The sequence below is a fragment of the Methylobacterium gregans genome, assembly GCF_022179245.1.
Lineage (GTDB): Bacteria > Pseudomonadota > Alphaproteobacteria > Rhizobiales > Beijerinckiaceae > Methylobacterium > Methylobacterium gregans.
Map to the genome: position 1 here is coordinate 1 of NZ_BPQM01000057.1, position 26,618 is coordinate 26,618.

Genomic DNA, 26,618 nt, shown 5'->3' on the forward strand with positions numbered 1-26,618 from the left:
TGAAGCGGCCGGGGCGCACAGCACAGATCGCTGCCATCCGCGCGAGCGTGCTGTTCGACGCCAAATGGTATCTCACACGCTATCCTGAAGTCGAACGAGAGGGCATCGACCCGGCCGTTCACTACGCGCTCCACGGCGGTCCCGAGGGGCGCTGGCCGCACCCGCTCTTCCACGGAGACTTTTATCTCGCTCACAGCCCGGAGGTGCGCGAGCAGGACCATAACCCGCTGCTCCACTACGTCGAGCACGGCGCGCGCGAGGGCCGCAATCCCAACCCCCTGTTCGATACGCACTGGTACGCTGAGACGTACATGGATGGCGGTGCGGATACCGCCAACCCGCTCGCGCATTTCCTGGCACAGGATGACGCTGCCCCGTCCCTCAGGTTCAATGCGGCATGGTACGCGACCCAGTATCTGGTTGGGTCGGCACGGCCCGCGGATGCGCTGATCCACTATTTCACGATCGGCCGTGATCTTGGCCATTATCTCAGTCCGACGGCCGACCCCTACTTCGTCTACGCAAAGAACAAGGTCGCCCAATCGGGCCTGTTCGACCCGGACTTCTATCTCAGCCTCAGCCCCGACGTGGCGAAGGCCGGTATGGATCCGCTCGAGCACTACATGCTGGCCGGCGCCCACGAGTCGCGGCGCCCGCACCCGCTCTTCGACGTCGACTGGTACATCCTCGAACAGCAGCCGAAGCTCGATGTGCGGCGGATCAACCCGGTCCTGCACTATCTGGAGCAGGGCGCCGCGTCAGGCCGTGATCCGAGCCCATGGTTCAACACGGCTTGGTACGCGGCCCATCACCCGGACTGCCTGACGGCGTACGAGACGCCGCTGTCCCATTTCCTGCACCATGGGCATCTCGGCCTCGCACCGTCGATCTACTTCGACAGCGCGCAGTATCTGCGCGAGAACGAGGACGTGGCCCGCAGCGGCGCAAACCCGCTGTCCCACTACCTGACCGCTGGCATCCGAGAGGGACGGATCGCCCGTCTGGTTGATCCGCAACGGCATCACCGCTCGGTCGCCGACGCCGCTCTCGTCTGTCTGAAGGCACCGACCGAGGTCGGACCGACGGTCGCCCTGATGGTAACGCACGCGCCGAACGGTCGCCTGAAGGGTCACGTCGAGCGCTACGTTCGCGCCTGCCGCGCCCAAGGCATCGACGTCGTGCTGATCGCGGCGGCCGACCGCCGCAGGACGGCCATCCCGGAATCGATCATCGATCTCTGCACGGGCGTGTTCGTGCGTCAGAACAGAGGCTTCGACTTCGCCGCCTGGGCGCACATCCTGCTGGTCCAGGGCAATCTACTCAACTGTGACTGTCTGATCCTCACCAACGACAGCATCCTTGGACCGCTCGACGACAAGGACTTCGCAGCGCTGGTCAAGGGCGTGCGCGAGGACGAGGCCGATCTCGTGGGCACCACCGACAACTTCCACTACGCTTGGCACCTGCAGAGCTTCTTCCTCGCCTGCAAGCGGCGCGTGCTCACCAGCTACGCCTTCGCCCATTATCTGACCTCGATCGTCAACCTCACCAGCAAGAACCACGTCATCTCGATGTACGAGCTGACCTTCACCCTGCGTATGCGGGCGGCGGGCTTCGCCACGAAGGCACTCTTCCCGATGGCGCCCACGCCGGAGGCCGCCGCGATCGACCCGCCGGGGAATCGGACCATCTTCCAGTGGGACCGAATGCTGCGCCTGGGCTTCCCGTTCATGAAGGCCTCGCTGGTCGTCGGCGAGCACCGAAAGATCGGGGGTGAGGCAGTGCGCACCGCTTTGGCCGAGCGGGGTTTCGACCTCGACTGCCTCGAACCTACCTATCAGTATCCTGGGCCGAAGATCTGGGCCGACCTCGACAACGATCCGGCTACCCAAGGCTACGAGACACTCGCCTATTTCGGCCCCACGGACTACGCCAACGGCCTCGGTGTCGCCGCGCGCAGCTACCTGCGTGCGCTCTACCGCCTGCAGCGCCCGGTCAACGTCCACGCCACGACCCGCGATTTCTACGTGCACGCTCGGGTAGCGCCGGATTGGCAGGTCGCGGCCTTCTCAGGCATGCCCGACATCGCGGTGGTGCACGTCAACGGCGACGGTTGGGAACCCCTGCTCGACGCGGGTCAGAAGGCGCTGGTGGCAGGGGCGCGCCGCCGCATCGGCCTGCTCGTCTGGGAAACCTCCGTCGTCCCGCTGAGCTGGCTTCCCACCATCGACCGCCTCGACGCAATCTGGACGCCGAGCACCTACTGTGCCGAAATCTTCCGCTCCGTGACCGACGTTCCGATCCATGTGATCCCTCACGTCGTCCAGAACGAGGAGCCGGAGCGCGTTGACGGCAGCCTGAAGGCGCAGGTTCGTCGCGCCTACGGCCTTGATCTGAAGCGCCGGATCATCCTGTACGCCTTCGACGGATCGAGCTTCCTCGCCCGCAAGAATCCGTTCTCGCTGATCCGCGCCTTCCGCGCGGCGAATCTTCACCGCGATGGCTGGCAGCTCGTCCTGAAGACCAAGCACCTGCACGTCTCGCCGGACAAGGGGCGAAGTCTGTTCGAGGCCGTGGGCGATGGCGCGTCGGATGTGGTCCTAATCGACCGGCCCATGTCCGATCTCAACCACCAGGCTCTGTTCGATCTGGCGGAGATCTACGCCTCCTCGCACTCCTCCGAGGGGTTCGGGCTCACGATCGCGGAGGCGATGGAGCGCGGCAAGCTGGTCGTGGCGACCGATTACGGCGGCAGCCGCGACTTCCTCGACGCGTCGTGCGGCTTCCCGGTCCGCGCAAACGTGGTACCGCTTACCGAGAGCTACGGTCCCTATCTGCGCGGCTCAACGTGGGGCCTCGTGGACGAGGAGGACCTGACACGCGCGCTCCGGGAGGCCACCGCGGCCGTGGAGCAGGGCCGGGCGGCCACCATCGGCGCCGCGGCTCAGGCCCGCATCCGGTCTCGGCTGTCCTGCGAGGCTGTCGCGCGTGCCATGGAGACGAGTCTCGCCGAGTTGGAGATGATCTGGACCGGCAAGACCATCCGGCGCTGAAACCCGGACCCGACCGCGCCTGTGCGCGCGACGATCCCGAGCCGCGGAATATCCGATGCCGAACAGCACATTGCCGAAAGCCTGGACCTCGATCGACTGGTCTCCCGACCTTGTGCCGCTCCCCCTCGGCCCGAAGTTGCAGCCGCTTGATCAGGCCCTCCTCGACGCGGCCGCAGCGAATTCGGGCAAGCTCTACGTCGTGGCACCGGCCGACGCCGTACTGGCTCCAAATCTTGCCCACTTCGCCCGGGTCGCGGCGGCGGAGCGGCCCGATGTCGGGATCTTCTACGGCGATGAGGCCGACACCGACGCGGGGGGCCAAGTCACCACCGCGCGGTGCAAGCCCTCCTTCAACCCGGCACTCATGCTGGCCGACGACTATATCGGCTTCCCGCTCGTCATCCGCGCGTCCGTACTGGCGCAGATCCGTCCGGTCTTCGGGTGGCGCCACCGCAGCGCCGCCTGGTACCGGCTTTGCCTGCAGGCCCTCACCCGCGGCATCGGCATCGACCGCATCCCCGAGACCCTCATTGCCGTTCCGCAGGGCCGTCAGCGGGCCGAGGCGAGCGCGAGGCGCGCGGCCCTGCGCGCGTGGTTCGCCGAGCACGACCTGCCGCTGGAGGTCGGACCGGGGCGCGTCAGCGACACCTTGGAAATCCGCCGCCTGCTGAAGGATCCGCCGCGCGTCACCCTCGTGGTGCCGACCCGGCAGAGCCGCCCGGCGCCGGGCGCGTTGCCGGACGGCAGCACCGAGCCGCACATCGTCCGGCTTCTCGACAGCCTTAAGCGCAGCAGCTACCCGCAGGACCGCATCCACGTTCTGATCGGCGACGACGAGCCGGACGACGCGATCTACCGCGGACGAAGCGATGCCTTCTCGATCGAGCGGGTCATTACGACGCGCGCCGCGGACGAGCCGTTCAACTATGCGGCCAAGATGAATCAGCTCTGGCGCCGGGCAGGGACCGACGTCATGGTGCTGATGAACGACGATGTCGTCGTCCGCTCCACGGGCTGGCTCGAGGCGCTGATGACCTTCGCGCTCGATCCCAATGTCGGCGGCGTCGGCGCGCGCCTGATCTTCCCGAACAGCACGATTCAGCATGCCGGCATGTTCGGAGGCATCTACGGGGCCTGCGCGCATCCCTGGTACGGCCAGGATGAGGCCGCGCCGACCTACTCCGGATGGGCACTGACGCAGCGGGACTGCTCGGTGGTGACCGGAGCGGTCTTTGCCACGCGCCGAGGCGCGATGGAGGCCGTGAACGGTTTCGATGAAACCTTCAGCCTCGACTTCAACGACGTCGACCTCTGTCTGAAGATGCGCATGCTCGGCCTGCGCATCGTCTACACGCCGTTCGCCGAGCTCTGGCACAACGAGCGCTCCTCGCGGCAGAACAATCTCGCGCCGGGTGATCAGATGGTGCACTTCGTGCGACGCTGGGCCGACGTCCTGGCGAATGATCCGGCCTACAGCCCGCAACTGCGCGCCGACACCGACCGTGTCCAGCCGCGCTACACGGCCACGCAGTGGGTGGAGGCTCGCCGGGCCTGAGCGGCCGGCCGGCGCTTGCCGCCGCCGGCTCGGGCATCTTCACGGGCTTGGAACGGAAGGAGCGGCGCGGCATGGATGTTCTCGTGGTCGGGGCAGGCGTGGTCGGGCTCGCGGTGGGTCGCGCGTTGGCCCTGCGCGGGCACACCGTCGTCGTCGTGGAGGCGGCCGGAGCCTTCGGCACCGGGATCTCCTCGCGCAATTCCGAGGTGATCCATGCGGGCCTGTACTACCCGACAGGCTCGCTGCGCGCCCGCCACTGCGTAGCTGGGCGCCGGATGCTCTACGCGTTCTGCGAGAGCCGCGGCATCGCCCACAAAGCCTGCGGCAAGCTCGTAGTGGCCACCGATGCGGCAGAAGCGGCCAAGGTCTCGGCGATCCGCGACCAGGGCGAGTTGAACGGGGTCGAGGATCTGGCTCTGCTCGACGCTCGCGATGCGCGGCGCCTGGAGCCGAACCTTGTCTGCACTGCGGCGCTGCACTCACCCCGCACGGGGATCGTCGACAGCCACGGCCTGATGCTCGCGCTGCTGGGCGAGATCGAGGATCGCGGCGGCGCCCTCGCGCTCGGCACACCGGTGGAACGGGTCGTCCGAGGGCCGGCGGGCTGGGTCGCCCATTTCGGCGGCGCAGAGCCCGGCACCTATCCGTGCGACGCGATCGTCAACGCCGCGAGCTTCGGCGCGCAGGACCTCGCCCGCGCCACCGAAGACTATCCGGCGACGCGCGTACCGCCGCTGGTGCTCGCCCGGGGCAACTATTTCGCCTGCTCCAGTCGGCCCGCCTTTGGCCGCCTGATCTACCCCGCCCCTGTCGAGGGGGGCCTCGGCATTCACCTGACTCTGGACCTTGCCGGTCGGATGCGTTTCGGGCCCGACGTCGAATGGACCGACAGCCTCGACTACCGGGTGAGTCCGGGGCGTGGCGCCGTTTTCTACGCGGCGATCCGGCGTTACTGGCCCGGCCTGCCTGACGGTTCCCTGGTGCCGGATTACGCCGGCATCCGTCCGAAACTCTCCGGCCCCGGCGAAGCCGCCGAGGACTTCCGTATCGACGGGCCGGCCGAGCACGGTCTGCCAGGCCTCGTGCATCTGTTCGGCATCGAGAGCCCGGGCCTCACCGCCAGCCTGTCGCTCGCCGAGGACGTCGCCGACCGGCTGGAGGCCTGATCGTCCGGGTTCGAGAGGCCCGGATCCTTTCGCGGGGGTTCAGGGCGGAGCCTGCTGTACGGCACATGATGAGCGGAGGCGCCGCCCCCAAGCCCCGCCCAAGGATCGGCAGATCCGCAGGAAGCCTCTTTACGTGAGGAGATGCAGCGCTAGCGGAACCGCCACCGCCGTCAGGAAGGCATTGAGACCCATGGCGATGCCCGCGAAGGTGCCAGCGACCTCGCTGACTTGGAAAGCGCGCGCGGTACCGACGCCGTGAGCCGCGAGGCCTGCCGCGAATCCACGGGCCCGCATGTCGCGGATGCGCATGAGCTGCATCAGGGGCGTGACCAGGATGGCACCGACAATGCCGGTGGTCATCACCAGCACGGCGGTGAGTGTCGGGTCGCCGCCGAGCGCCTCCGAGATACCCATGGCAACGCCCGAGGTGACGGATTTCGGGCTGAGCGAGACGATGACCGGCTCGGGGATGCCGAGGAAACGCGCGAGCCCGACCGCCGTAACGAGGGCGGTGGCGCAGCCTGCGATGAGCGCCGCGAGCATCGGCAGGGCCGCGCGCAGCACCGTGGCGCGGTGCTCGTAGAGCGGCAGCGCGAGCACCACGGTTGCCGGCCCGAGCAGGAAGTGCACGAACTGCGCACCGGCGAAATAGGTGGGGTACGGCGTATCGGTGAGCTTCAGCACCGTGGCGGTGATCGCGATGGCGATGAGCACCGGATTGGCGACCGGATGTCGCCCGGTGGCCGCCGAGATCCGGTCGGCCACGAGGTAGGCGACGAGCGTCACCGTCAGCCAGAGCAGCGGCGTGCGTGAGAGATAGACCCAGAGGGCGAAATCCCCGCTCATCGTACCGACTTCCTGTCGAGCAGACGCTGTACGCCGACGAAGACGAGCACGGTGGCGGCAAGCGCCGCGCCGGTGGAGGCCACGATGACGAGAGCGAGTTTGAGCCCTTGAGCCTGCACCACGTCGAGCCGTCCCACGATGCCCGCACCAGCCGGCACGAACATCAAGGAGAGGTTGGCGAGGAGTCCTCGCCCCGTGCCCTCCAACGTCCCATCGCGGAGGGGCTGCGGCATCAGCCGCAGGAGCGGACGCGGGCCCCGATCACGCAGCGTCAGGAAGCCGAGCAGCAGCGCCATGCCGATGACCGGCCCCGGCACCGGTAGGCCTGCGCCGCGGGCGAGCGCTTCACCGGCAAGCTGCGCCAGCAGGATCAGAGTGAGGCTCGCGATCACCGGGGAGCGTCCGCGCGATCCGGGAGGCCCTCCAGCGTGCCGCAGTTGCGGGCCCCTGCGACAGCGGCCTCGTCGAGACCCAGGAGTGTGCCGAGGCGACAGACCAGCGCCTCCTCGAACTCGCCCACCACGCCGTCCGCTCCCGCCACCGTCCAGGCCATCGCGACGAGCCGCGCGCGCTCCGCCTCATCCATCCGATGCGGCATCATCTCCACGAGGCTCGTGATATCGCGGGTCTCGGTGTCGAAGGCGCTCGCCCTGGCGACCAGTGCCGCGGCAGCCTCCGCGTCTACGGCGTACCGTCCCTGCACAAGCTTGGCGAGGCGCTGGGCCTCTGCGGGGGCCAAGATGCCGTCGACGCGCGCGACATGGACGAGGAGCGCGGTCGCAGCGAGGTGTGTGTCGTCGACAGCCTCTGCCCGCCCGGTCACGCCGAAGGCCTCGGCGGCATAGGCGCGCAGGCGTGCGAGCAGGGGCATGGTCGTCTCCGGAACATCTGTCCGCCAACAGTTCGGGTCCGGCCAGGATGGGTCAAGGCGGCGACGGACATGGGCGCTCTGCGCACCCTTCGGCGTTGCAGCGCGGCATCAGACCGCTTCGCTCGCTGCAGCCATCTTGCCAAGCGTGATTGGGGCAGCTAAGAGCCTTCCCCGCACGGTTCACTCATCGACCGCGGCAGCCGCAATAGCTCAGCTGGTAGAGCACCTCATTCGTAATGAGGGGGTCGGGGGTTCGAATCCCTCTTGCGGCACCAGAATATCCAATGATCTTGTTTGTAGCCGGCCATATCATCGGCGGTTCAACGAACCTTTCAGCCTCCGATTGGGCTTCATCAGGTTCAGGCTCGTCTCCTCAATTCACAAATTGCCTGCTGCAAGGTTTATTATAGTACTTGCGAACGGGCGTGCCTTTGGCAGAAGGGTGTGGCTACACAATCTTGTCCCTTTGATAGCCAACTAGATGCCAATTCTTTTCGCGTGCATGTCTTAATCGTAAGCCGTTAAAGGTTTTTATTATTGCGTTATTTCATGAAAATCAAAAATTGAATTTCCCGGTACTGACGTGTTTAGATGTACGTCGAAGCCGGTTGACAGAAATTAATTGCGATCAAATTAAATCTCATTGCTGTTATTGAAATCCTTAGCTCCACCTCGAAGACGACTGCCAAATGGATTGCCTCGACCAATGAGACAAAGGGTTTACCCCGGACCGTACGCCGAATGCCCCTGCTTGATGCGCCCTCTGCCTGCTTCAGGACCCTATCGGATTGGGCGATGCGACCCTGTATGGTATGGCGGTTTCCTTGGTGAAGGCAGGCATTTCAATTCGAATGGACCCCGCCCCGCACAAGGCGACCGCGCTGGACCTCCGATCGACCAGGATTTTCATCGCTGCCATGGGCCGAGGAACGTGAGCCGAGCAGAATGTTGAGCAATATTTCCGCCAGTGTCTGGGGCGATCAAATCATTGTACCGGAAGCCCCTCGCACTGAGGGCTATCAAAATGCTCATCTCCTCCCGCTTCACGATTTTCCCGATCGTGATCCCAGGTGGGGTACCTACGACTCGGACGGTAGATTGATCGAGCAAGCTGCGTATAAGCGCGGCCCAGGACGACAACTGCTTGGTCAATCTCAGTCGATGGAAGCTGACCTCGAATTTCTCTACGTCGATGCTATGGGTATTTATGGCGGACTTAACTTACCATATTATGGTCATTACCTCTTAAGCACGCTGCCGCGGTATTGGTACGACTTGAAGAGGTCATATCCCGGGTCGAAGATATATATTCATGTCATGGAGGGACTCGCGCATTGGTTTTCGAGGCCGTTCGTTCTCCAAACAATGACTGCGCTGGGACTGACGTTAGATGATTTTGTTGCGATCGATCGGCCGCTCCGAATTCGGACCCTCGTTGTTCCTGGACCAGCGTTTATAGAGCAGAGTCAGGCCCATGCAGTATTCAGCGACACGGGTCGTATGATCGGTGAAGCTCTGCTCAAGAAGCCTGTTCCGGCACGGTCCGAACCCGTTTACCTGTCTAAAGAGAATCTGAAGTCAGGCATCTGGAAAACGACCAATGAATCCGAACTTGTTGGTGAGATGCGGCAAGCAGGCGTCCGAATCGTCCATCCTGAAAATCTAGAGCTCAACGAGCAAGTAAAAATCTTTGCCGAGCACCATACTATTTTGGGTTTTGCCGGATCTGGTCTGCATACTTGCTTGTTGTCTGGGGGCGACCACCGGATTATTGCTCTCTGCCCACTTGCTTCGGTAAATAGTAATTTCCTTCTACTGGACCGCATCAAAAATAATGACAGCCATTATTTGGGGTTTCCGGATGGACTCCTGCCGGCGGAAAAACTGCCCGGCTTTGGGGATGTCTTCGAAATCCCAGATGTAAAAGCAACTGCAAGAAGGATGTTGGAGTTGGCAACCTAAAGTCGACGCATCAGCTATTCACACGCGCTCTGCGAATATCAGGGCCACCGGATCCGGATTCAACCTGTTTTTATTCAGCGTAGATATCCACTTTCAGGCTGTGACTCGAGCTACGAAAACGGTAGCGGAGGGCCTACCTGCATCAACCCGAAAGCACGCTTCTGCGCTCGACCCGCCTCCTGAAACGGCTCAAGGCGCGCCGCCCGTTGACCCGATGCGCAGCTATCAATGCCGGCTAGGTCACGAGCGCACCTCGCCCCAGACTGCCAATGTCATCTCGAAATTACACCCGACATAGAGCGTACGGGTTGAATCCACCATCGACTCCGTCGACCACCGGCCGGACACTCGTTACCACTGGGATGCGCCTCCAGCAGGTGCAAGTGAGTGCGATGCGGCTACCTGAACGGACGAGACTCAAGGATGATGCTTCGCGATCTCGCTAACAATGCCTGGGGCGAGCAGACGATGCGCCCAGGCTGTCCCAGGGTGGAGGCTTACTTCGACGCCTATCTCGTTCCGGCGGTCGGCTTTCCTGACAACGACCCCCTCTGGGGCGTTTATCGGTCCGATGGGAAGCTGATTGAGGCCGCCGCCCACAAGCGCGGCCCTGGCCGGCTGCTCCTCGGCCAATCCGAAACACTCGGGACGAGCACAGAATTTCACACGGTCGATGGCCCCGGAATCTATGGTGGCCTGACAATACCGCACTTTGGGCATTACCTTCTCAGTACGTTGAGCCGTTATTGGACCGACTTGCGTGCTGATTTTCCTGGATCAAAGATCTACATCCACACGATGGAAGATCTCGGCGGCTGGCTCGCCCGTCCCTTCGTCCGGCAAACGCTGTCGGCGCTCGGCTTCCAAGATTCGGATTTCGTTCCGATTGATCGTCCGATGCGGTTGCGTCACCTCATCGTTCCGGCATCCAGCTTCATCGAGCAGAGCGTGGCCTTCCAAGCCTATGGTGAGACCGGACGATTGGTCGGTGAGCGGCTGTGCGGTGCGCCTCCGAAGGTCAGATCGGAGCCGGTCTATCTTTCGAAGGAGCAACTGGCGGGCGGCGTCTGGACCGCGGACAACGAGTCGGATCTTGTCGAGGCTCTGCGGGAAGCAGGCGTCCGGATCGTTTACCCCGAGACCCTGAGCCTGCCCGAGCAAACCCGCATCTTCGCCGAACATCGCACGATCATCGGCCTCGCGGGCTCTGCCCTTCATACATCCTTGCTGTCTGGCGGCGGACATCGGCTGATCGGGCTGTATCCGACCGAAATGGTGAACAGCAATTTTCTCCTGATCGACAAGATCAAGAACAATCGCAGTAGTTATCTCACTCCACAAGGCGGATTACAGCGCATTGGTGAGACCTCAACTTTCGCACATGTGTACCGAATACCTGAGCCCCGTTTGATTGCTCGGGAATTATTAGCCCAGATTGACTGATTGTTGGCTGATCTGGCTGCGAAGCATGGCGGTGCGATGGTCTTCTCATCCTTAGCGCCGCCCGCTGGTGCACCCCCTATTGAGGCGTGTCGTTGTGCATTCAGCTGGAAGCGCGTTCCAGCAGGCGCGAAACCTGGGCCACTCCCTCACGCCACGAAGGCATGACGCCATCGGGCCCAAGGGACAACGCTGCGGCGTGGGCGCCGAGGACGGGGACGAAGACCAGCGCCATCATGAATGCGATGACGAGGACGCTGCGGTCTTTACCAGCGCGCGCGGCACGGCCGACAGATACGTTCGAGAAGGTCATGGCTCACCTCGTTTGCGACCAGCCGCTTCAGGCCGGTCGCGGCGAGCCGATCCGGAGATCAGGCGCGGAACACGCGACGGGCCGCGAGCGGCATGGTCGATCGACTACTGTCGTCGGGCATGGGGTTCCGGGTTCCTGTGAGACCGCTCGGTTGGCCTGTGGCACGGATCGAGCGGACTGTGTGCGGATGATACGTGAACGGCCGTTCGTCAAGCGTAAATGTACGAGGCGCCCGATCGTTGCAGAGGAAGTCAAAGGCATCTGCATGGACGGTGGGCTGATGGCTTCAGGCAGCGACCGATCCGACGTCCAAGTCGCGGCTGTGCCACATGTAGCGGGCGAGAATCGAGCGGTAGGGAGAGAACGCCGCGGCCACCGCGGCGTGGTCATCTCGACCACTGAGGCGTCGAAGGGTGCCAACTGCCGCAGCATCGCCGACTGGCCAGATATCAGGATCAAGGAAGTGGAAGATGCCGATCATGTCGGCGGTCCAGGGGCCGACACCCCGGATCCGGCAGAGGACGGCCGCACGCTCGGCCTGCGGCAGCAACGCCAAAGACGCATCCAGAATGCCTGCAGTCTCCGCCTCGCGGATCGCGAGGAGCGCGCGGATTTTGTTACCGGAGACGCCGCAGGCGCGGAGCGCAGCCTCCTCCTCCGGCACGAAAAGATCGCGCAACGCCAAGCCACGCTCCGTTGCACGTGCCTCTATCCGAGCCCAGATCGCGAGGGCCGCACGGGCAGAGATCTGCTGATTGACCACCTCGACGAACAGCCGGTCGGCTATCCGCAGGTGCGGGGGTGGCGGGATTGCGATCGGCCCGAGTTGGAGGAAGGCCGCGTGCAGAGGTGCGGAGATCGTCGCGGCCGTGCGGCACAAGACAGCGAAAACGTCAGGATCAAGGGGCATCATCGGGCCAGTATGGATAGTTCAGCTTCGCCAGTGGCGAATCTGTGAGGCTCCCGGGAGATTTTACCGACTCAGCCAACAAGGCTCCGGCGAAAGAGGTCCGGGCGCGGGAACATGCGCGCATCGAGTCCAGCAAATGGGAATGCGCGGCAGGGGTCGCTGCCGTCGCGTCGATGTATGCCGGCCCGGCGCTCAGGAATGGCCGGGCGGGTGCCGCAGGACCTCAGCAATCTCCTCACGCGACTTGCCTCGCACCGCGTAGCCGAGAGCCTCGAAGCGCTCAATCAAGGGTGCGCTCTCTTCGGCGGAACAGGCAGCCCACTCGGCGAGCAGCGCGTTCGTGGCCTCAAGCCGCTCGCCTGGATCTTCGACCGTGTCGCGATCCTCCAACGTCGCCATACCCATGGTCGGTGATCCCCGTACGACCGTCGCAGTCTGACGGAAGGCAACGTCGACGGATGAAGGCTGGTTCCCGAGACCGTGGCTACTCCGCCGCCAATCGGCCACTCGCCTCCCGCCGACGACTGATCGCATGCGAGATTTTTGACCGGCGTGCGCTGTAATCAGCGGACACGAGGGGGTAGTCCACGGGCAGGCCCCACTTCGCGCGATAGGCTTCCGGCGTCAGCCCGCGGGTGGTGAGATGGCGGCGCAGGGCCTTGTAGATCCGCCCGTCCTCGAAGCTCACCAACCCGTCTGGCCGGATTGAGGCACGGACCTCCGCAGGGCTTGGCTTGCTGATTTCGACCGTGGTCTGTTGAGCCAGTCCGGCGAGCGCGCGATCCACATCACGCAGCAGGCCGTCAAGCGCCGAGGCTGCTACGGCGTTCCCGCTGACATAGGCGGTCACGATCCGGGAAACGAGTTCGAGACGGGGTGTCTGCTCTGACATGAGATTCAGTCCAAAAGAACGTACCGAACACGGCCGAACGATCTGCAGAAGAGGAGGGCGAGGCGGAGCAGCCTTCTCTGATCTCCCGGCGCGAACAGGTCGCCGCCGCGATCGATGCTCCGACCCACCCCTCCAAGCAGGTCAGCCGACACTTTATTCTAACAGAAGTTGTATGTAAATTTAGTTCTTTGCGTCCCCTTCGCTCCGCGGGACGGCGGCGACGCGGACACGAAATCGGGAGCTGCGCCGGAACCGAACAGCGATCATGGATCGGCGCCTCGGGTCCTTGATGTTGCCCCAATACGCGACGAGAGAAGCGACCTCGTTTTCGGCCGTGGTACCTCCGCAACACGTTTATGCGGGCGGGGCCAGGCTCACGATCCCGAAACGGGATAGCACCCTCTGATCGCGTCGCCTCCGGGGGCGGATCGTGGTAGGTGGCTTGGTGAACATGCGGTTGTTGCGGCGTGCGGCGTGAGCCCTCGCCGAGTGTCAGGGACGCGGCCTGGACGAACCGGGGCACGATAGGGGTCATCCGATGAGCACAACGCCGGCGCCCACTGCGCCGACCGCCGCAGAGACGCCGGTCCAGCCGCAGGCTCAGACCCAGCCGCCGCAGCCCAGACCGGATTCAGGCCTGAGCGCGCTCGCGCTCGTATCCTCGTTCCATCAGGTTCCCTGCGACAGCGCGCAGCTCGCTCACGAGCTCGGCGTCGGAGAACGGCCCTCCTCGGCCATCGACATCGTGCGCGGTGCCAAGCTCTTGGGCCTGAAGGCGCGCATCCTCAAGAACCAGAAGCCGAGCCGACTGGAGAGCATTCCGCTCCCGGCGATCCTGCAGACCAAGGATGGTCGCTTCGTCCTGATCGGCCGTCGGCATGAGGACGGCACCTACCGGATCATCGACGCGGCGACCCGGCAGGTCGAACAGCCGAAAGCGGCCGAGTTCGCCTCCGAAACTTGGGACGGCACTATCGTGCTGGTCGCCCGGCGAGCGCGCATGACCGACACGCCGCCCGAGTTCGGGCTGGCGTGGTTCCGGCCGTCGCTGTGGCGCTACCGCAAGCCGCTGATGAGCGTCATCGTCGCCTCGCTGTTCGTCCAGCTCTGCGCGCTGATCACACCGCTCTTCATGCAGATCACCATTGATAAGGTACTGGTCCATAAAGGCTATTCGACGCTCGTTCTCGTCGTTGTCGGCTTGATCCTGATCGGCTTCTTCAACGTCGCGATCCAGTATTTGCGGACTTACATCCTTACACACACCACAAGTCGCATCGACGTCGAGCTCGGCACGAAGCTGTTCGACCACATGCTGCGGCTGCCGCTCGCCTATTTCGAGACGCGCGCGGCCGGCCAGACGGTGGCTCGCGTGCGCGAGCTGGAGGCGGTGCGCAACTTCCTCACCGGCCAGGGGCTGAGCTCAGTTCTCGACCTCCTGTTCACCGGCGTCTTCTTCGTCATCATGTTCATGTACTCGACGACGCTTGCGCTGATCGTGTTGGCCTCGATCCCGTGCTACGTGCTGGTGGCCGCGCTGCTGCGCCCGCTCCTGCGCGACAAGACGAAGGAGCGCTTCAACCGTGGCGCCGAGAGCCAGCAATTCCTGGTCGAGTCGGTCGTCGGCATCCAGACCATCAAGGCGATGGCGGTCGAGCCAACGCTGCGCACGCACTGGGAGGAGCGGCTGGCGGCTTACGTTCGCTCCTCGTTCGAGGGCGTGATGCTGGCCAACCTCGGCCAGAACGCGATCCAGTACATCAACAAGGTTGCCTCGGCGCTCGTCCTGTTCTTCGGTGCGCAGGCTGTGATCGCGGGCGAACTCAGCGTCGGCTCGCTCATCGCCTTCAACATGTTGATGGGTCAGGTCACCGCGCCGATCCTGCGCCTGTCGCAGCTCTGGCAGGACTTCCAACAGGTCCGCGTCTCGGTCGAGCGCCTCGGCGACGTGATGAACGCCCCCGTTGAGAGCCGCGCCATGGCCCAGGCCTCGCTGCCGCCGGCCCGCGGCGGCATCCAGCTGCGCAACATCGTGTTCCGCTACCAGCAGGGCGGCAACGAGGTGCTGAAGAACATCTCGCTCGACATCCCGGCGGGGCAGGTCGTCGGCATCGTCGGTCCCTCGGGCTCGGGCAAGTCGACGCTGACCAAGCTGATGCAGCGCCTCTACCAGCCCGAGAAGGGGCAGGTGCTCGTCGACGGCATCGATATCGCGCAGGTCGACCCTACCTGGCTGCGCCGCCAGATCGGCGTGGTGCTGCAGGAGAACCTGCTGTTCAACCGCACGGTCCACGAGAACATCGCGCTCGCCAACCCCGCCATGTCGCGGGCTCAGGTGGTGGCGGTGGCCCGACTGGCCGGCGCCGACGAGTTCATCAACCGCCTTCCCCTCGGCTACGACACCCGCATCGAAGAGCGTGGCGGCAACCTCTCGGGCGGCCAGCGCCAACGCCTCGCCATCGCCCGCGCGCTCGCCATCAACCCGCGCATCCTGATCTTCGATGAGGCGACCTCGGCCCTCGACTACGAGAGCGAGCGCATCATCCAGGAGAACATGCGCCACATCGTCCGCAACCGGACGGTCATCATCATCGCCCACCGTCTGGCCGCGGTCCGCGAGGCCGACCGCATCATCGCGCTGAAGGACGGCGTGCTGGTCGAGGACGGGTCGCACGCCGAGCTGCTGGCCAAGCCGACCAGCCTCTACGGCCGTCTGTGGCGCCTGCAATCCGGGGAGACCATCGCGGCATGAACGATCTCGTTGTCAGTCGCGCCAACGCCATCGGCAAGGCGGTCGCGGTGCGCGCCGCGCCGGTCACCGGGCGGATGCGCACCTACATCTCGGGTTCCTCGCTGCTCTCGGGTCGCTCGGACGACACCGAGTTCCTGCCCGCCCACCTCGAGATCCTTGAGACGCCCCCCTCGCCGCAGCGCGTCGCCGCGCTCTGGCTGCTCTGCGGCGCGCTCGCGGCCGCCCTCCTCTGGAGCTGCTTTGCCAAGCTCGACATCTTCGCCATCGCCACCGGCCGCGTGCAGGTGGCGGGCCGCTCGAAGGTGATCCAGCCGCTCGACCCAGGGGCCGTGAAGTCGATCCGCGTCGAGAACGGCATGCAGGTGAAGGCGGGCGACATCCTGCTCGAACTCGACCCCACCGTGGCGAACGCCGACAAGCAGGCCTCGTCCTGGGACATCTGGTCCCTGCGCGCCGAGATCCCCCGCCGGCAGGCCGAGATCAAGGCCTTCGAGAACGGCGCCACGGCACCGCCGAAGGTCGACTTCCCGGAGGATATCGGCCCGGAGATCCGGCTGCGCGAGGAGAGCGTGCTCGCCGCCGAGTTCGCCCAGTACATGTCGGCCAAGGCGAGCCTCGAGGGTCAGGTCGGCGAGAACGACGCGCTCAAGTCCCGGCTCGCCGGCAGCGTCGCCGCCCGCACGCGCCTGATCGACGTCCTGAAGGAGCGTCTCGGCATGAAGCAGGAGCTCGTGGTGCGCGCCGCCGGCACCCGCGCCGCGCTGCTCGAATCGCAGCAGGCGCTGGAGAGCGAACTCACGAACCTCGCCTACGACAAGGGCCAGATGATGCAGGCCGAGGCCGCCGGCATCTCGCTCGCGAAGAAGCTGGAGCAGCTCCAGAAGCAGTCGGTGGCCGAGCAGGCCCAGAAGCTGACCGATGCGCAGCGCAAGCTCGACCGGTTCAAGGAGGATCTCGCCAAGGCGAGCTTCCGCGTCGACCGCACGACGCTCCGCGCCCCGATCAGCGGCACCGTCCAGCAGCTCGCCGTGACGACGATCGGCCAGGTCGTCACCACTGGCCAGCCGCTGATGGTGATCGTGCCGAGCGAAGGCAATATCGAGATCGAGGCCCTCGTGCAGAACACCGATATCGGCTTCGTCGAGGTCGGCCAGGAGGCGACGATCAAGGTCAACGCCTTCCCGTTCACCCGCTACGGCACTCTCGACGGTCGCGTGGTGCGGGTGTCGCGCGACGCGGTGGACGCCAAGGACGCCTCGCAGACTTCCGACGCGGCGACCGCCGCGCGGGCCCAGAACAGCTCGATCTTCTCGTCGACGCCGGCCGCCCAGAACCTCGTCTTCCCGGTGGTGATCGCACTGAACAAGACGTCGCTGCTGGTCGACGGCAAGGACCTGCCCCTCACGCCCGGCATGACCGCGACCGTCGAGGTCCAGACCGGCTCGCGGCGGGTGATCGACTACCTGTTCGCGCCGATTCGCGAGACAACCTCGACCGCCGGCCACGAGCGCTGAACGCCTCCTGATTTCGTCACCGGGCGCTTCGCGCGCCCGGCAGAGATCCTCATCAACGCCGCGGCAGCCGGGGCCGACCGGGTGCCGCGGCGTCTGTCTGTCCGGGCCGCGGCCTGATCCATCCCCGATTCTCTCAGACCGCCGGTACGATGCGGACCGTCCTTCTCACCTACGAGTTCGGTGCCGGCCTCGGGCACCTCAACCGCCTGATCGCGGTGGCGCAGCGGCTCGAGGGTTGCCGCCTCGTCTTCGCCCTCCCGGACCTCGCCCTCGGCGTTCCGCTCGTTCGCCGGAGCTTTGGCGAGGCCGCCGAGATCGTGCAGGGGGTGGTCTGGGCGGCGCCGACCGACCCCGAATCGCGCCAGGTCCCGACCCACACCTTCGCCGACGTGATCGCGCTGTTCGGCTTCGCCGAGTTGGCGCGCCTCGAAGCGCTGACCGCTCGCGCGGCGGCACTGCTGGATGGGATCAAGCCCGACCTCATCGTCTCGGATTTTGCGCCGACTCTGCGCCTCGCCTCCGCCGGCCGTGTACCGACGGTCGTGGTGGGCAACGGCTACACGATCCCGCCCGGCGGCCGGGTCCTGCCACCGATGCGGCCCTGGGAGACGGTGGTCGGGCCGAGGAGTCGCGCGCAGGAAGGGCGCCTGCTCACGGCAGTGAACGCGGTGCGGGCACGTCAGCAGGGTGCGGCGGTCGATTTCTTTGCCGATCTGTTCCAGGGCGAGTACAGCTTTCCCTGCACGATTGCCGAGTTCGACCCCTACGGCAGCGCGCGCACCGAGCCGGTGGTCTGGCCCTTCAATGTTCCGGTGATCCCCGAGGGGCCTCCGGTGTCCGACCGGCGCGGCCCGGCCGCGTTCTGCTACTTCCAGGGCAACCATCCGGCGCTGGCGCCGACGCTCGCGGCGGCGGGTAATCTCGGGTTGCGGGCGGAGGTCTACGTGCAGGGCCTCGATCCGCAGGCGGTCGCGGCGCGTTGCGCGCGCAACGTCGGCGTCCATCGCAAGCCCGCCGATTTCGCCGTGGCGCTGCCGGCTACGCGCGTGCTCGTGCACCATGCCGGCCTCGGCACCGCCTATGCGGGGGTGCTGGCCGGTACGCCGCAACTCGTGATCCCGCATAATCTCGAGCACGCCATCACGGCCCGCGGCCTGGAACGCTTCGGCTCGGCGGTGCGCGTCGGTGTCAGCCCGGCGCCGGAGGCCGGGACGCTGGCGCGCGTCCTCAAGGGCATGCTCGCCGACGGCGACCTGCAGGCCCGGGCTGCCCGGGCTGCCCGCGATCTCGCGGCGCGACGGGTACCGGATCCTGTGGGACCGATCGCGGCGGCCTGCGCCGGTTTCCTGTAAGCGCGGGTTTGAATCCCCTCCCCCGCCGCAGGATCTCATGCCTCGGTGATGGGCGTGCGCCCTGCAGCGACGTCGCTGATCAGCTGCAGGTGCGCCGGCAAGCAGATCGAGGCGAGGTCGTAGCGCTCCACCACGGTGCGCCGCGCGGCCCGGCGCATCTCGCGGTAAGCCTTCGGGTTGGCCAGCGCCTCGACGACGGAAGCCGCGATCGCGTCGGGCGAGAAGAAATCGACCAGCAGGCCGTTTTGACCGTGCTCGATGACCTCCTCGACCGGCTTGGTGCGCGAGCCGATGACAAGGCACTCGGCGGCCATCGATTCGAGCATCGACCACGACAGGACGAACGGATAGGTCAGGTAGACGTGGGCTGCCGAGACCTGAAGCAGGTTGAGGTAGGTCGGGTAGGGCACCTTGCCGACGAGATGCACGCGGCTCATGTCGAGCTTGTCCGCGACCTCACTCAGATAGATGTCCTTCCATGAGCGGCCGCCGCCCGGCGCTGCACCGTAGCTGACCTCGTTTCCACCGACGATCACCGCGCGCGCCTTCGGACGGCGACGCAGGATCTCGGGCAAGGCCCGCATGAACATGTGGTAGCCGCGATAGGGCTCGAGATTGCGGTTGATGAAGGTGACGATCTCGTCGCCCGGACGGCAGACACCCGCCCGCCCGAGCGTGATCGAGGCGTTCGGGTTGGCTCGCACCGCCTGCGTATCGACCCCGTCGTGGATGATCGAGGTTCGGGCGCGGCCGAATTCGGGAAGCTGGCTCCACTGCCAGCGCGTCGGGCTGACGTTCCAGTCCGAGGCCTCCAGGCCGACGAGGAAAGCGGCGTTGCGCGCCCGCAGGCGCCAGTACGCCGCCGGATCGGTGACTGGAAAGGCGGGATCGAAGTTGAAGTCGGCGTTGGCCGCCTGGTAGTAGAACTCCTGGAAACTCAGCATCTTGGCGTCGGGCCAAACGTCCTTGAGGAAGAGCGTCTCGCCCCAGCCTGGATGGCCGCAGATGATGTCCGGCCAGAACCCTTCGGCCTTCAGGGCCATCGCGGCGCGGGCACAGGCCTCGCCGTAGACCATCTTGCCCTCGAAATCGTGCGCGAAGGCGTGCACCGTCGAGGCCGGGCGTTGCATCGCATAGCGCACCACCCGCACGCCCGCGGGGACCGGGCGCTGGTGGACCCCGAGCGCCACCACCTCGTGCGCGGGATCGCGGCCCAGCGCCTCGGCGATGTGCTTGTACTGGCCCGGGAAGTTCTGGTGGACGAGGAGGATGCGCATCGGCGTCTCGGAATCGGTCTCAGGCGGCGAGCGCGCGGCAGGCCGTGACGAGGGTGTCGAGGCTCCCCGGACGTCCGGCGAGGGCGTCGGCGACCCCTTGCGCGCGGGCGAGGAGGTCGGGCGAACGGGCCGACTCAGCGAGCTGCGCGCGGGCCTCGGCGAGGGTGAAGGGCACCGGCAGGCGCCGCGCAACCCCTTGAGCCACAAGCACTTCCGCGTTCAGCGTCTGCTCGAAATGGCGCGGCAGGAGGAGCTGCGGGCGGCCGGCGGCGAGGCAGGATTCGATCGTGCCGATGCCGCCGTGATGCACCACGAGCCCGGCCCGGGCCAGCGCGTCGCCAAGCGGCGGCGGCCGGTCGTGCAGGCGGATTCCGTTGGCGCGCAGCGCCGCGCGGAGCGATTCGGGCGCGTCGCGCACGAAACCCTCGGCCGGCAGCCGGGAATCGCAGAGCGCCTGTAAGAGTTTGGCCGTATGGGGAAAATCGGCCGCGAGGTAGAAGAATACCGCGCCCCCGGGAGCCGGGGCCAGCGGGCCCCCCGGCACCGTCAGGGGCCCCGCCGCGGGGGTCTCGCGCTGGCCCGCGTAGACGTCGCTCTCCGGGTAGGTGCAGACCACGCGGGCCTGTCCGCCGATGAGTTTGGGCAGCGAAACCAGCCCCGTTTGCCGACGGGTAACCAGCACCAAACCCGCGTTTCTCGCCAGAACGGCCTCGTCGGCCATCGCGGTTCCCGCGCGCAGCACCGGAAACCGGTCGCCCTCGGTCGGCGGCAGCACGAATCCGTCGCCGATCGCGACCAGAGGCACCCGGCCGTGGGCGGCGAGCGCCAGCATCGGCGCGTAGTCGGCGACGACGACGTCCGGCCGGACCGCGTCGATCAGCGCGTCCCAGCCGAGCACGGTGGGCAGGAGCCCCTCGACGCTCTGGTAGCCGGTGACCGCCATCATGTCGGCGTAGCCCCGCGCGCGGAAGGTGGTGCCCGGCGGCAGCTGCGTGCGGTGGTGGGGCGCCTGGAAGTTCGGAACGCCCAATTCCAAAAACTCCTCGGCGCAGGCCCAGAGCTCGCGCTGGCAGACGCGGACCCGGAAGCCCACCGCGATCAGCCCGCGGGCGGCGGTGAGCAGGCGCCGCGCGTGGCCGAACCCGGCCCCGAGCTCCCAGGCGAGGAGCGCCACAGGCCCGTCGTCCCCCCGTTGCATCGCGCCGCCCCCTCCCCTATCGCGAGGCCAAGCCCGTCGCGCGAATCGGAGGCGATGTCCAGTGAGCGTTCCCCGGCAGACCCGCGACAGCGTCCTCTTCGTCACGCTGGATTCCTGCCGCTACGACACCTTCGCGGCGGCCCGCGCCCCTGCCCTGAAGGGGGTCGGCCCGCTGCACAAGGCGCAGGCGCCGAGCTACTACACCTACGGCTCGCACGCGGCGATGTTCGTGGGCTTCACCCCCGGCCTCGCGCATCTGCGTCAGCCGGTGCTGAACCCGAAATTCGGCAAGCTGTTCAAGCTCGTCGGCGGAGGCCACCCGGGCAAGGGCACGGAGGGCTACGCGCTCCGCGGCCGCAACATCGTCGAGGGTTTCGCCCGCGAGGGGTTCCGGACCTTCGGCACCGGCTCGGTCGGCTGGTTCGATCCCGCCACCCCCACGGGCCGCCACCTCACCGAGCCCTTCGGCGCCTTCTTCTATCCCGGCGACACCTGGAGCCTCGACCGGCAGCTCGCCTGGCTGGAGCCCCGGCTGCGCCATCCCGGCAACGTCTTCTGCTTCCTCAATGTGGGCGAGACCCACGTGCCCTACTGGCACGCGGGCGCCCCCTGGGACCGGGCCGACAACCCCTGCGAGCCCTTCCAGAGCGCCGACCGGGCGCAGGATTGCCGCGCCCGTCAGCGCGCCTGCCTCGAATTCGTGGACGGGCGCCTCGCCCCCCTGCTGGAGGCGTTTTCGGACGCGACGATCCTGCTCTGCGGCGACCACGGCGATTGCTGGGGCGAGGACGGCCTCTGGGAGCACGGCATCAGCCACCCGGCCACCCTGACCGTGCCGCTGCTCGCCCGCGTGCGCGGTATGGTGGTGGACGAAAAAGCCCCCTAACGGCAAATCTTTCATCTTCCCTTCACACTTCCGCAAGGGACGATCTGCCAGAAGCAAGTCCAGGCCGTACGTGAACGTACCAATTAGAGTCGTTCCGGACGCTGCTCTACGCTCTGGATTCTTTCGGGCGCCCCCCTGCTCGGCCGTTGCTTTTCGGACACTCCCTGTGGGGCATATTCGGTTCAGCCTCGGACAGGCCGCTTTCCCGCTTGATTGCCGCCGCATCCCTCCGCTATGCCCATTCCAACTCGCGGTAGCGGTGTCCGATTTCCCGGATCCTACAACACGCCTCCGAACGTCCCTATTGGGGGAGGGGCGGGCTGGGAAGTCTGGTTTCGTCCGCGAGTGGATGGTTTCACCACGCCCTTCGGAGGCATTCAAATGGCGATTTTCACCGGTTCGGCTTCTGCCGACACGCTCAATGGTACCGACGAGGCGGATACCATCCGCGGCGCCGCTGGCAACGACACCATCAACGGTGGCGGCGGTGCTGACATCATCTATGGCAACACCGGCCTCGATCAGATCACCGGCGCCGATGTGGGCTTCGTCCTTGCTGGCAGCGACACCGTTTACGGTGGCCAGGATGACGACACCGTCACCTACGCTGGCACGAGCTCGGCCAGCTCGCTGCTGATCTACGGCAACCTTGGCAACGACACGCTGACTGGCGGCGCTGGTGCTGATCGTCTGTTCGGCGGTCAGGGCAACGATACGCTCAACGGCGGCGGCGGTGCTGACCTGCTGTACGGCAACCTCGGTGCCGATCTGGTGGTTGGCTCGGCTGGCAACGACACCGTCTTCGGTGGCCAGGACAACGACACGGTCGATTACACCACCGTTGCCAACAACGGCATTCTGGGCACCGGTGCCAACGTGATCTACGGCAACCTGGGCAATGACCAGCTGACCGGCGGTTCGGGCAACGACACCGTCTACGGTGGTCAGGGCAACGACACGATCACCATCTCGGCCGGCACCGACAATCTGTTCGGCAACCTGGGCGATGACGTGTTCGTCGTCGGCGCTTCGACGGCCTCCAACATCGATGGTGGCGCTGGCAACGACTCCATCAACGTCACCGCCACTGCGACCATCAGCGGCAATCTGACGGGTATCGAGTCGATCAACGTCGCGGCTGGCGCGACTGTGACGAACCTGTCCTCGACCGGTTACATCTACAATCTCGCCGCTGGCGGGGCTGGCGTTGTCTCCGGCGCCGGTAACGACTCGATTGCTGGTGGCGCGGGCAACGACACGATCTCGACCGGTGCCGGCAGCGACATCGTCCTCGCTGGTGCGGGCACCGACTCGATCACGGGTGGCGCTGGTGTTGACTCGCTGACCGGCGGTGCTGGCAACGACACGTTCCGCTTCGCTGCGGGCGACAGCCAGATCTCTTCGGTCTCGGCTCCGACGATCGACACGATCACCGACTTCGCGTCGACCGCCGACTCGATTGGTCTCGGTGTTGCCGGCGGTGCTAACTTCGCCAGCGTCACCAACACCAACGGCAGCGACTTCGCTTCGGCCTATGCTGCTGCTAACGCTGCGATCACCGGTGGCGTGCGGTACGCGTTCGTTGCGAACGCCGGTGGCGTCGGCGGCGGGTTCCTGTTCGATGGTACCGCCGATGGTACGGCCGGCCTCTCGGTGACCGACAACGCGATCCGTCTGACCTCCGGTACGGTCGTTGCTGGCGACATCATCGTCTAATCTGACGAAGTAGGCGAGGAAGAGGCCGCCCTTATCGGGGCGGCCTTTTCTTTGCGTTTCTATCCCTCATCGAAGATAACTTCCCGAGTCGCGCTTTCAGACCTTCGGGTTAGAAAAACAGGATTAGGGGTGCGCAGCATATGAAAAAGGTTTTACATGTAGGCTGCGGACCGAAGGACATCCGTGGAATGCCGCAGTTTTTTCAAGATGGAACTTGGAAGGAAGTTCGGCTCGACATCGACGCATCCGTCAAGCCTGATTATCTTGGCTCAATGACTGACATGAGCGCAATTGAAAACAAAGCAGTCGATAGTATCTTTTCTTCGCATAATATCGAGCATCTTTATCCTCACGAGGTTCCCATCGCTTTGAAGGAGTTCAAGCGAGTTCTGGACGAGGAAGGGTTTGCGCTGATAACCTGCCCGGATCTGCAAGCAGTGGCCAAGCTTGTTGCGGAAGACAAGCTTTTAGATCCGGCATACCATTCAGGGATGGGACCTATCTCCCCACTGGATATTCTGTACGGCCATCGCGCCTCGATTGCCCGCGGCAATCACTACATGGCGCATCGGGGCGGTTTCACGATGAAAACATTAGTAGCGGCTTTGGCGGAGGCTGGCTTCGCGAAAGTTTTCGCCAGACGAAGACCAATGAACTTCGATCTCTGGGCACTCGCAACGGTTCGCGAACTGCCAGACGAGGAAATCACCAAGTTGGCAGCCGTAATGCTACCTAACTGAAATTAGAAGTCGCGAAATACCATCGGCAGGATTACCTTCAGTGACCCAGAAATCTGCGGACACCGACAGCAACGCTGGAAAATGGAACGAGTGGTATAAGGGCATTCCAGATAAGGATCCGGCGCCTTCTCTCTACGCTGAAGCAACTACATATCGGATGGCCGCATCCTTCTTTGCCGATACCGACGTCGTAGAAGATTGGGGATGTGGACGGGGCGGCTTCAAAATATTCTGCCTGAGCAAATATGTAGGCGTTGATGGGAGCAGAACTCCATTCGCGGACAAGATCGTTGATCTTTGCAATTATGAAACGCGCTCAGACGGCATCCTTTTGAGGCATGTGCTGGAACATAATTATCAATGGGAGATGGTTCTCAAGAACGCAATTAAGTCTTTCGACCGCAAGCTGTGCATTGTGCTGTTCACCCCCTTTGCTGACACGACCACCGAGATTGCGCACAATCGTCATATTGGCGTCGATGTCCCTGATTTATCGCTCGCTAAGTCCGAAATTGAAAAGCATTTGATCGGACTCAAGTGGAAACTCGCCGAAGGCATAACAACGAAATCTCAGTACAAAGTCGAACATATCTATTTCGTTTGGCGAGAGCAAAGAGGATTGTTTCGCCAAATTCTAGACAAACTCCGTAAGAGGTAATGAGACTCCGGTTCGAGACCTCTGCGGAGAATCGGCGCTCGCGACGGGCTAGATGAGGTGAACAGGCGGTGACCGCACATTCGTCTTTTGAGCGGCACGTGCGCGTTGCGGCAGCCGTAGAATGAAGCGCTTTTTGGCGCCGCGTGGCCGGCTTGAAGTGAGTGTGCCGAGCATCGATCATCGGTAAGCGCGGTCTAGATAGGAAGGCTACTCCGTCCCCTATCGGATCTCGCTCGATTGCGGATTGCATCGTGCGGGTATGTGAGACACGATACGACGTGTTCCCACTCGCTTCATAGCAGAAGGTTAGTGCGACGGCCTCGCCGCTAATGGTTAAAAGAGAAATTTGGCCTCCGCTTCGCTATCTAGAAGAGCTCCAAGCGAAAGAGCGTTAAAATTCAGGATCAGCAAGTCATAATGAAGCAAGCGCTTATAATTAGAGCCCACTCCCTCAAAAAGCCCCTTGTTAATATAGTCAATCAGGCGCGAGAGCAGGAATTTCCTATTTTTCTCGCCGTTGATGAGTCTGATTTCACGTTCCCCAATACCGTCGCAACGAAAATCTCGCTGACCACTGAAAAACTCGGGAGCCTGGCTCTACCGCAAGTGCCAAATTGCTTTTGGCTAATGGGAGATTATGCCCTGTACATATGTAGAAGTGAGCTGGAAAATTATGATTACTATTGGATGATTGAACAAGATGTCTGCGTCAATTTCGAGAAAATTGAGCTTTTTTTCAATCTTTTTGCCGATTCGCGAGACGATTTATTAGCGCCTGAGCTTGAAAAAATCGATTCTGATTGGTGGACTTGGACGGAGACCATGCAGCCATTTGTTGGTCAGACATGGCGATGCTTTTTTCCAGTGACCCGGCTTTCGGGTAGGGCAATAGATTACCTGTATCGAAGGCGTATCTCAACTTTCAAATACATCGAAGAAATGAAAGCGAAGGGTGGCTCACAGTTGCGAGTGCCAAACGACGAGGCGTTTGTTTCGAGCGAACTGTGTGAAGCTGGCTTTTCGTGCAAAGACCTGAATTTTTACGAACAAGATCTTTATTGCAGAGACACATTTCGTTTCAGAAAGCCTATACCCGAGATTTTCTTTAGAAATAATCCTCCCGATAACAGGATCTATCATCCGGTTGTCGACGATAATGATTTCATAGCCGTTTTAAAGAAGAGATTTCAGTTCTTGGAGCAACGTCACGATATGAACAGACTGAAAAACGAAACAGATTATGGTAAGTTGGGCAAACTGAAAGATCTAATTCAGAAATATTTCGGACCTTCTGCTGTAAATACATTAGAACAGGAATGCCCTACGCTGCTCAACACATGGTCTTAGGTGAAACATCTACCTGTGTCCGACACACGGACAGTCATCAGCTATAAGCTTCGCTCGTAACATCGAAGCGCCCTTTTCCCGTAGACATCCATTTTCGAACCTGTCACGGCACCCATACACTCCAAACAGCCCAATTCGCAGGGTTAGCCCGATGCGCGTCGTCGCCATTC

22 protein-coding genes and 1 tRNA gene are annotated in these 26,618 nt (G+C 64.1%); 14 read left to right on the forward strand and 9 right to left on the reverse strand.

Annotated features, from left to right (window positions below; genetic code table 11):
- The 3 genes from MFF54_RS12215 to MFF54_RS12225 all read left to right on the forward strand — a co-directional run.
- The coding region (locus MFF54_RS12215; protein WP_238303149.1) for a rhamnan synthesis F family protein at nt 1-3,053 on the forward strand (3,053 nt) is incomplete at its 5' end.
- A gap of 55 nt (nt 3,054-3,108) precedes the next feature.
- Entirely contained in the window at nt 3,109-4,608 is a 1,500-nt protein-coding gene (locus MFF54_RS12220; protein WP_238303151.1) for a glycosyltransferase, read from the forward strand.
- A 71-nt stretch (nt 4,609-4,679) separates the two neighbouring features.
- Nucleotides 4,680-5,774 carry an NAD(P)/FAD-dependent oxidoreductase gene (locus MFF54_RS12225; RefSeq protein ID WP_238303153.1) on the forward strand — a complete coding sequence of 365 codons (1,095 nt, stop codon included), beginning with the start codon at nt 4,680-4,682 and terminating at the stop codon, nt 5,772-5,774.
- 129 nt (nt 5,775-5,903) lie between these two features.
- Here the strand turns inward: MFF54_RS12225 and MFF54_RS12230 are convergent, their stop codons facing one another.
- From MFF54_RS12230 to MFF54_RS12240, 3 genes are read right to left on the reverse strand one after another with little or no spacing between them, the layout of a single operon-like run.
- A complete protein-coding gene (locus MFF54_RS12230) occupies nt 5,904-6,620 on the reverse strand; it encodes an LrgB family protein (RefSeq protein ID WP_238303155.1) in 717 nt (238 codons plus the stop codon).
- A complete protein-coding gene (locus MFF54_RS12235; protein ID WP_238303156.1) occupies nt 6,617-7,012 on the reverse strand; it encodes a CidA/LrgA family protein in 396 nt (131 codons plus the stop codon). The genes MFF54_RS12230 and MFF54_RS12235 overlap by 4 nt, the downstream gene beginning before the upstream one ends.
- On the reverse strand, nt 7,009-7,491 hold the full coding sequence (locus MFF54_RS12240) for a tellurite resistance TerB family protein (RefSeq protein ID WP_238303158.1): 483 nt from the start codon (nt 7,489-7,491) through the stop codon (nt 7,009-7,011). The genes MFF54_RS12235 and MFF54_RS12240 overlap by 4 nt, the downstream gene beginning before the upstream one ends.
- A gap of 199 nt (nt 7,492-7,690) precedes the next feature.
- Between MFF54_RS12240 and MFF54_RS12245 the strand changes: the two genes are divergently transcribed.
- The 3 genes from MFF54_RS12245 (at nt 7,691) to MFF54_RS12255 (ending at nt 10,896) form a co-directional block, all read left to right on the forward strand.
- Nucleotides 7,691-7,766, forward strand: a tRNA-Thr gene (locus MFF54_RS12245).
- Nucleotides 7,767-8,436: 670 nt separating this feature from the next.
- Nucleotides 8,437-9,453 (forward strand): glycosyltransferase family 61 protein, encoded by a 1,017-nt coding sequence (locus MFF54_RS12250; protein WP_238303159.1) that lies wholly within the window; start codon nt 8,437-8,439, stop codon nt 9,451-9,453.
- A 423-nt stretch (nt 9,454-9,876) separates the two neighbouring features.
- Nucleotides 9,877-10,896: a glycosyltransferase family 61 protein gene (locus tag MFF54_RS12255; protein ID WP_238303160.1), complete on the forward strand. Its 1,020-nt coding sequence runs from the start codon at nt 9,877-9,879 to the stop codon at nt 10,894-10,896.
- Between the two features lie 100 nt (nt 10,897-10,996).
- On the opposite strand, the gene MFF54_RS12260 is transcribed toward MFF54_RS12255, so the two are convergent.
- The 4 genes from MFF54_RS12260 to MFF54_RS12275 form a co-directional block, all read right to left on the reverse strand.
- On the reverse strand, nt 10,997-11,206 hold the full coding sequence (locus MFF54_RS12260; RefSeq protein ID WP_238303161.1) for a hypothetical protein: 210 nt from the start codon (nt 11,204-11,206) through the stop codon (nt 10,997-10,999).
- Nucleotides 11,207-11,492: 286 nt separating this feature from the next.
- A complete protein-coding gene (locus tag MFF54_RS12265; RefSeq protein ID WP_238303162.1) occupies nt 11,493-12,119 on the reverse strand; it encodes a DNA-3-methyladenine glycosylase family protein in 627 nt (208 codons plus the stop codon).
- 189 nt (nt 12,120-12,308) lie between these two features.
- Nucleotides 12,309-12,521 carry a hypothetical protein gene (locus MFF54_RS12270; RefSeq protein ID WP_238303163.1) on the reverse strand — a complete coding sequence of 71 codons (213 nt, stop codon included), beginning with the start codon at nt 12,519-12,521 and terminating at the stop codon, nt 12,309-12,311.
- Nucleotides 12,522-12,600: 79 nt separating this feature from the next.
- Nucleotides 12,601-13,008, reverse strand: coding sequence for a Ros/MucR family transcriptional regulator (locus MFF54_RS12275; RefSeq protein WP_238303164.1), 408 nt, complete (start codon nt 13,006-13,008; stop codon nt 12,601-12,603).
- Nucleotides 13,009-13,546: 538 nt separating this feature from the next.
- Between MFF54_RS12275 and MFF54_RS12280 the strand changes: the two genes are divergently transcribed.
- The 3 genes from MFF54_RS12280 to MFF54_RS12290 all read left to right on the forward strand — a co-directional run bounded on the left by MFF54_RS12280 (nt 13,547) and on the right by MFF54_RS12290 (nt 18,626).
- Nucleotides 13,547-15,760 (forward strand): type I secretion system permease/ATPase, encoded by a 2,214-nt coding sequence (locus MFF54_RS12280; protein WP_238303166.1) that lies wholly within the window; start codon nt 13,547-13,549, stop codon nt 15,758-15,760.
- The gene (locus MFF54_RS12285) at nt 15,757-17,274 is read left to right on the forward strand and encodes an HlyD family type I secretion periplasmic adaptor subunit (RefSeq protein WP_238303168.1); all 1,518 of its coding nucleotides are present in this window, start codon (nt 15,757-15,759) and stop codon (nt 17,272-17,274) included. Before MFF54_RS12280 ends, MFF54_RS12285 begins: the two co-directional genes overlap by 4 nt.
- 149 nt (nt 17,275-17,423) lie before the next feature.
- Nucleotides 17,424-18,626, forward strand: coding sequence for a glycosyltransferase (locus tag MFF54_RS12290; RefSeq protein WP_238303170.1), 1,203 nt, complete (start codon nt 17,424-17,426; stop codon nt 18,624-18,626).
- Between the two features lie 35 nt (nt 18,627-18,661).
- On the opposite strand, the gene MFF54_RS12295 is transcribed toward MFF54_RS12290, so the two are convergent.
- Nucleotides 18,662-19,903, reverse strand: coding sequence for a glycosyltransferase family 4 protein (locus MFF54_RS12295; RefSeq protein ID WP_238303172.1), 1,242 nt, complete (start codon nt 19,901-19,903; stop codon nt 18,662-18,664).
- 19 nt (nt 19,904-19,922) lie between these two features.
- Nucleotides 19,923-21,101 (reverse strand): glycosyltransferase, encoded by a 1,179-nt coding sequence (locus MFF54_RS12300; RefSeq protein WP_238303174.1) that lies wholly within the window; start codon nt 21,099-21,101, stop codon nt 19,923-19,925.
- 61 nt (nt 21,102-21,162) lie between these two features.
- Here MFF54_RS12300 and MFF54_RS12305 point away from each other — a divergent pair, with 61 nt between their 5' ends.
- The 5 genes from MFF54_RS12305 (at nt 21,163) to MFF54_RS12325 (ending at nt 26,448) form a co-directional block, all read left to right on the forward strand.
- Nucleotides 21,163-21,987 (forward strand): alkaline phosphatase family protein, encoded by an 825-nt coding sequence (locus MFF54_RS12305; RefSeq protein WP_238303176.1) that lies wholly within the window; start codon nt 21,163-21,165, stop codon nt 21,985-21,987.
- A 381-nt stretch (nt 21,988-22,368) separates the two neighbouring features.
- Nucleotides 22,369-23,703, forward strand: coding sequence for a calcium-binding protein (locus MFF54_RS12310; RefSeq protein ID WP_238303178.1), 1,335 nt, complete (start codon nt 22,369-22,371; stop codon nt 23,701-23,703).
- 188 nt (nt 23,704-23,891) lie between these two features.
- Nucleotides 23,892-24,443: a class I SAM-dependent methyltransferase gene (locus MFF54_RS12315; RefSeq protein WP_238303179.1), complete on the forward strand. Its 552-nt coding sequence runs from the start codon at nt 23,892-23,894 to the stop codon at nt 24,441-24,443.
- 40 nt (nt 24,444-24,483) lie between these two features.
- Nucleotides 24,484-25,101, forward strand: a complete 618-nt coding sequence (locus tag MFF54_RS12320) for a hypothetical protein (RefSeq protein ID WP_238303180.1) — start codon at nt 24,484-24,486, stop codon at nt 25,099-25,101.
- A 417-nt stretch (nt 25,102-25,518) separates the two neighbouring features.
- Entirely contained in the window at nt 25,519-26,448 is a 930-nt protein-coding gene (locus MFF54_RS12325) for a hypothetical protein (RefSeq protein WP_238303181.1), read from the forward strand.
- Nucleotides 26,449-26,618 lie beyond the last annotated feature (170 nt).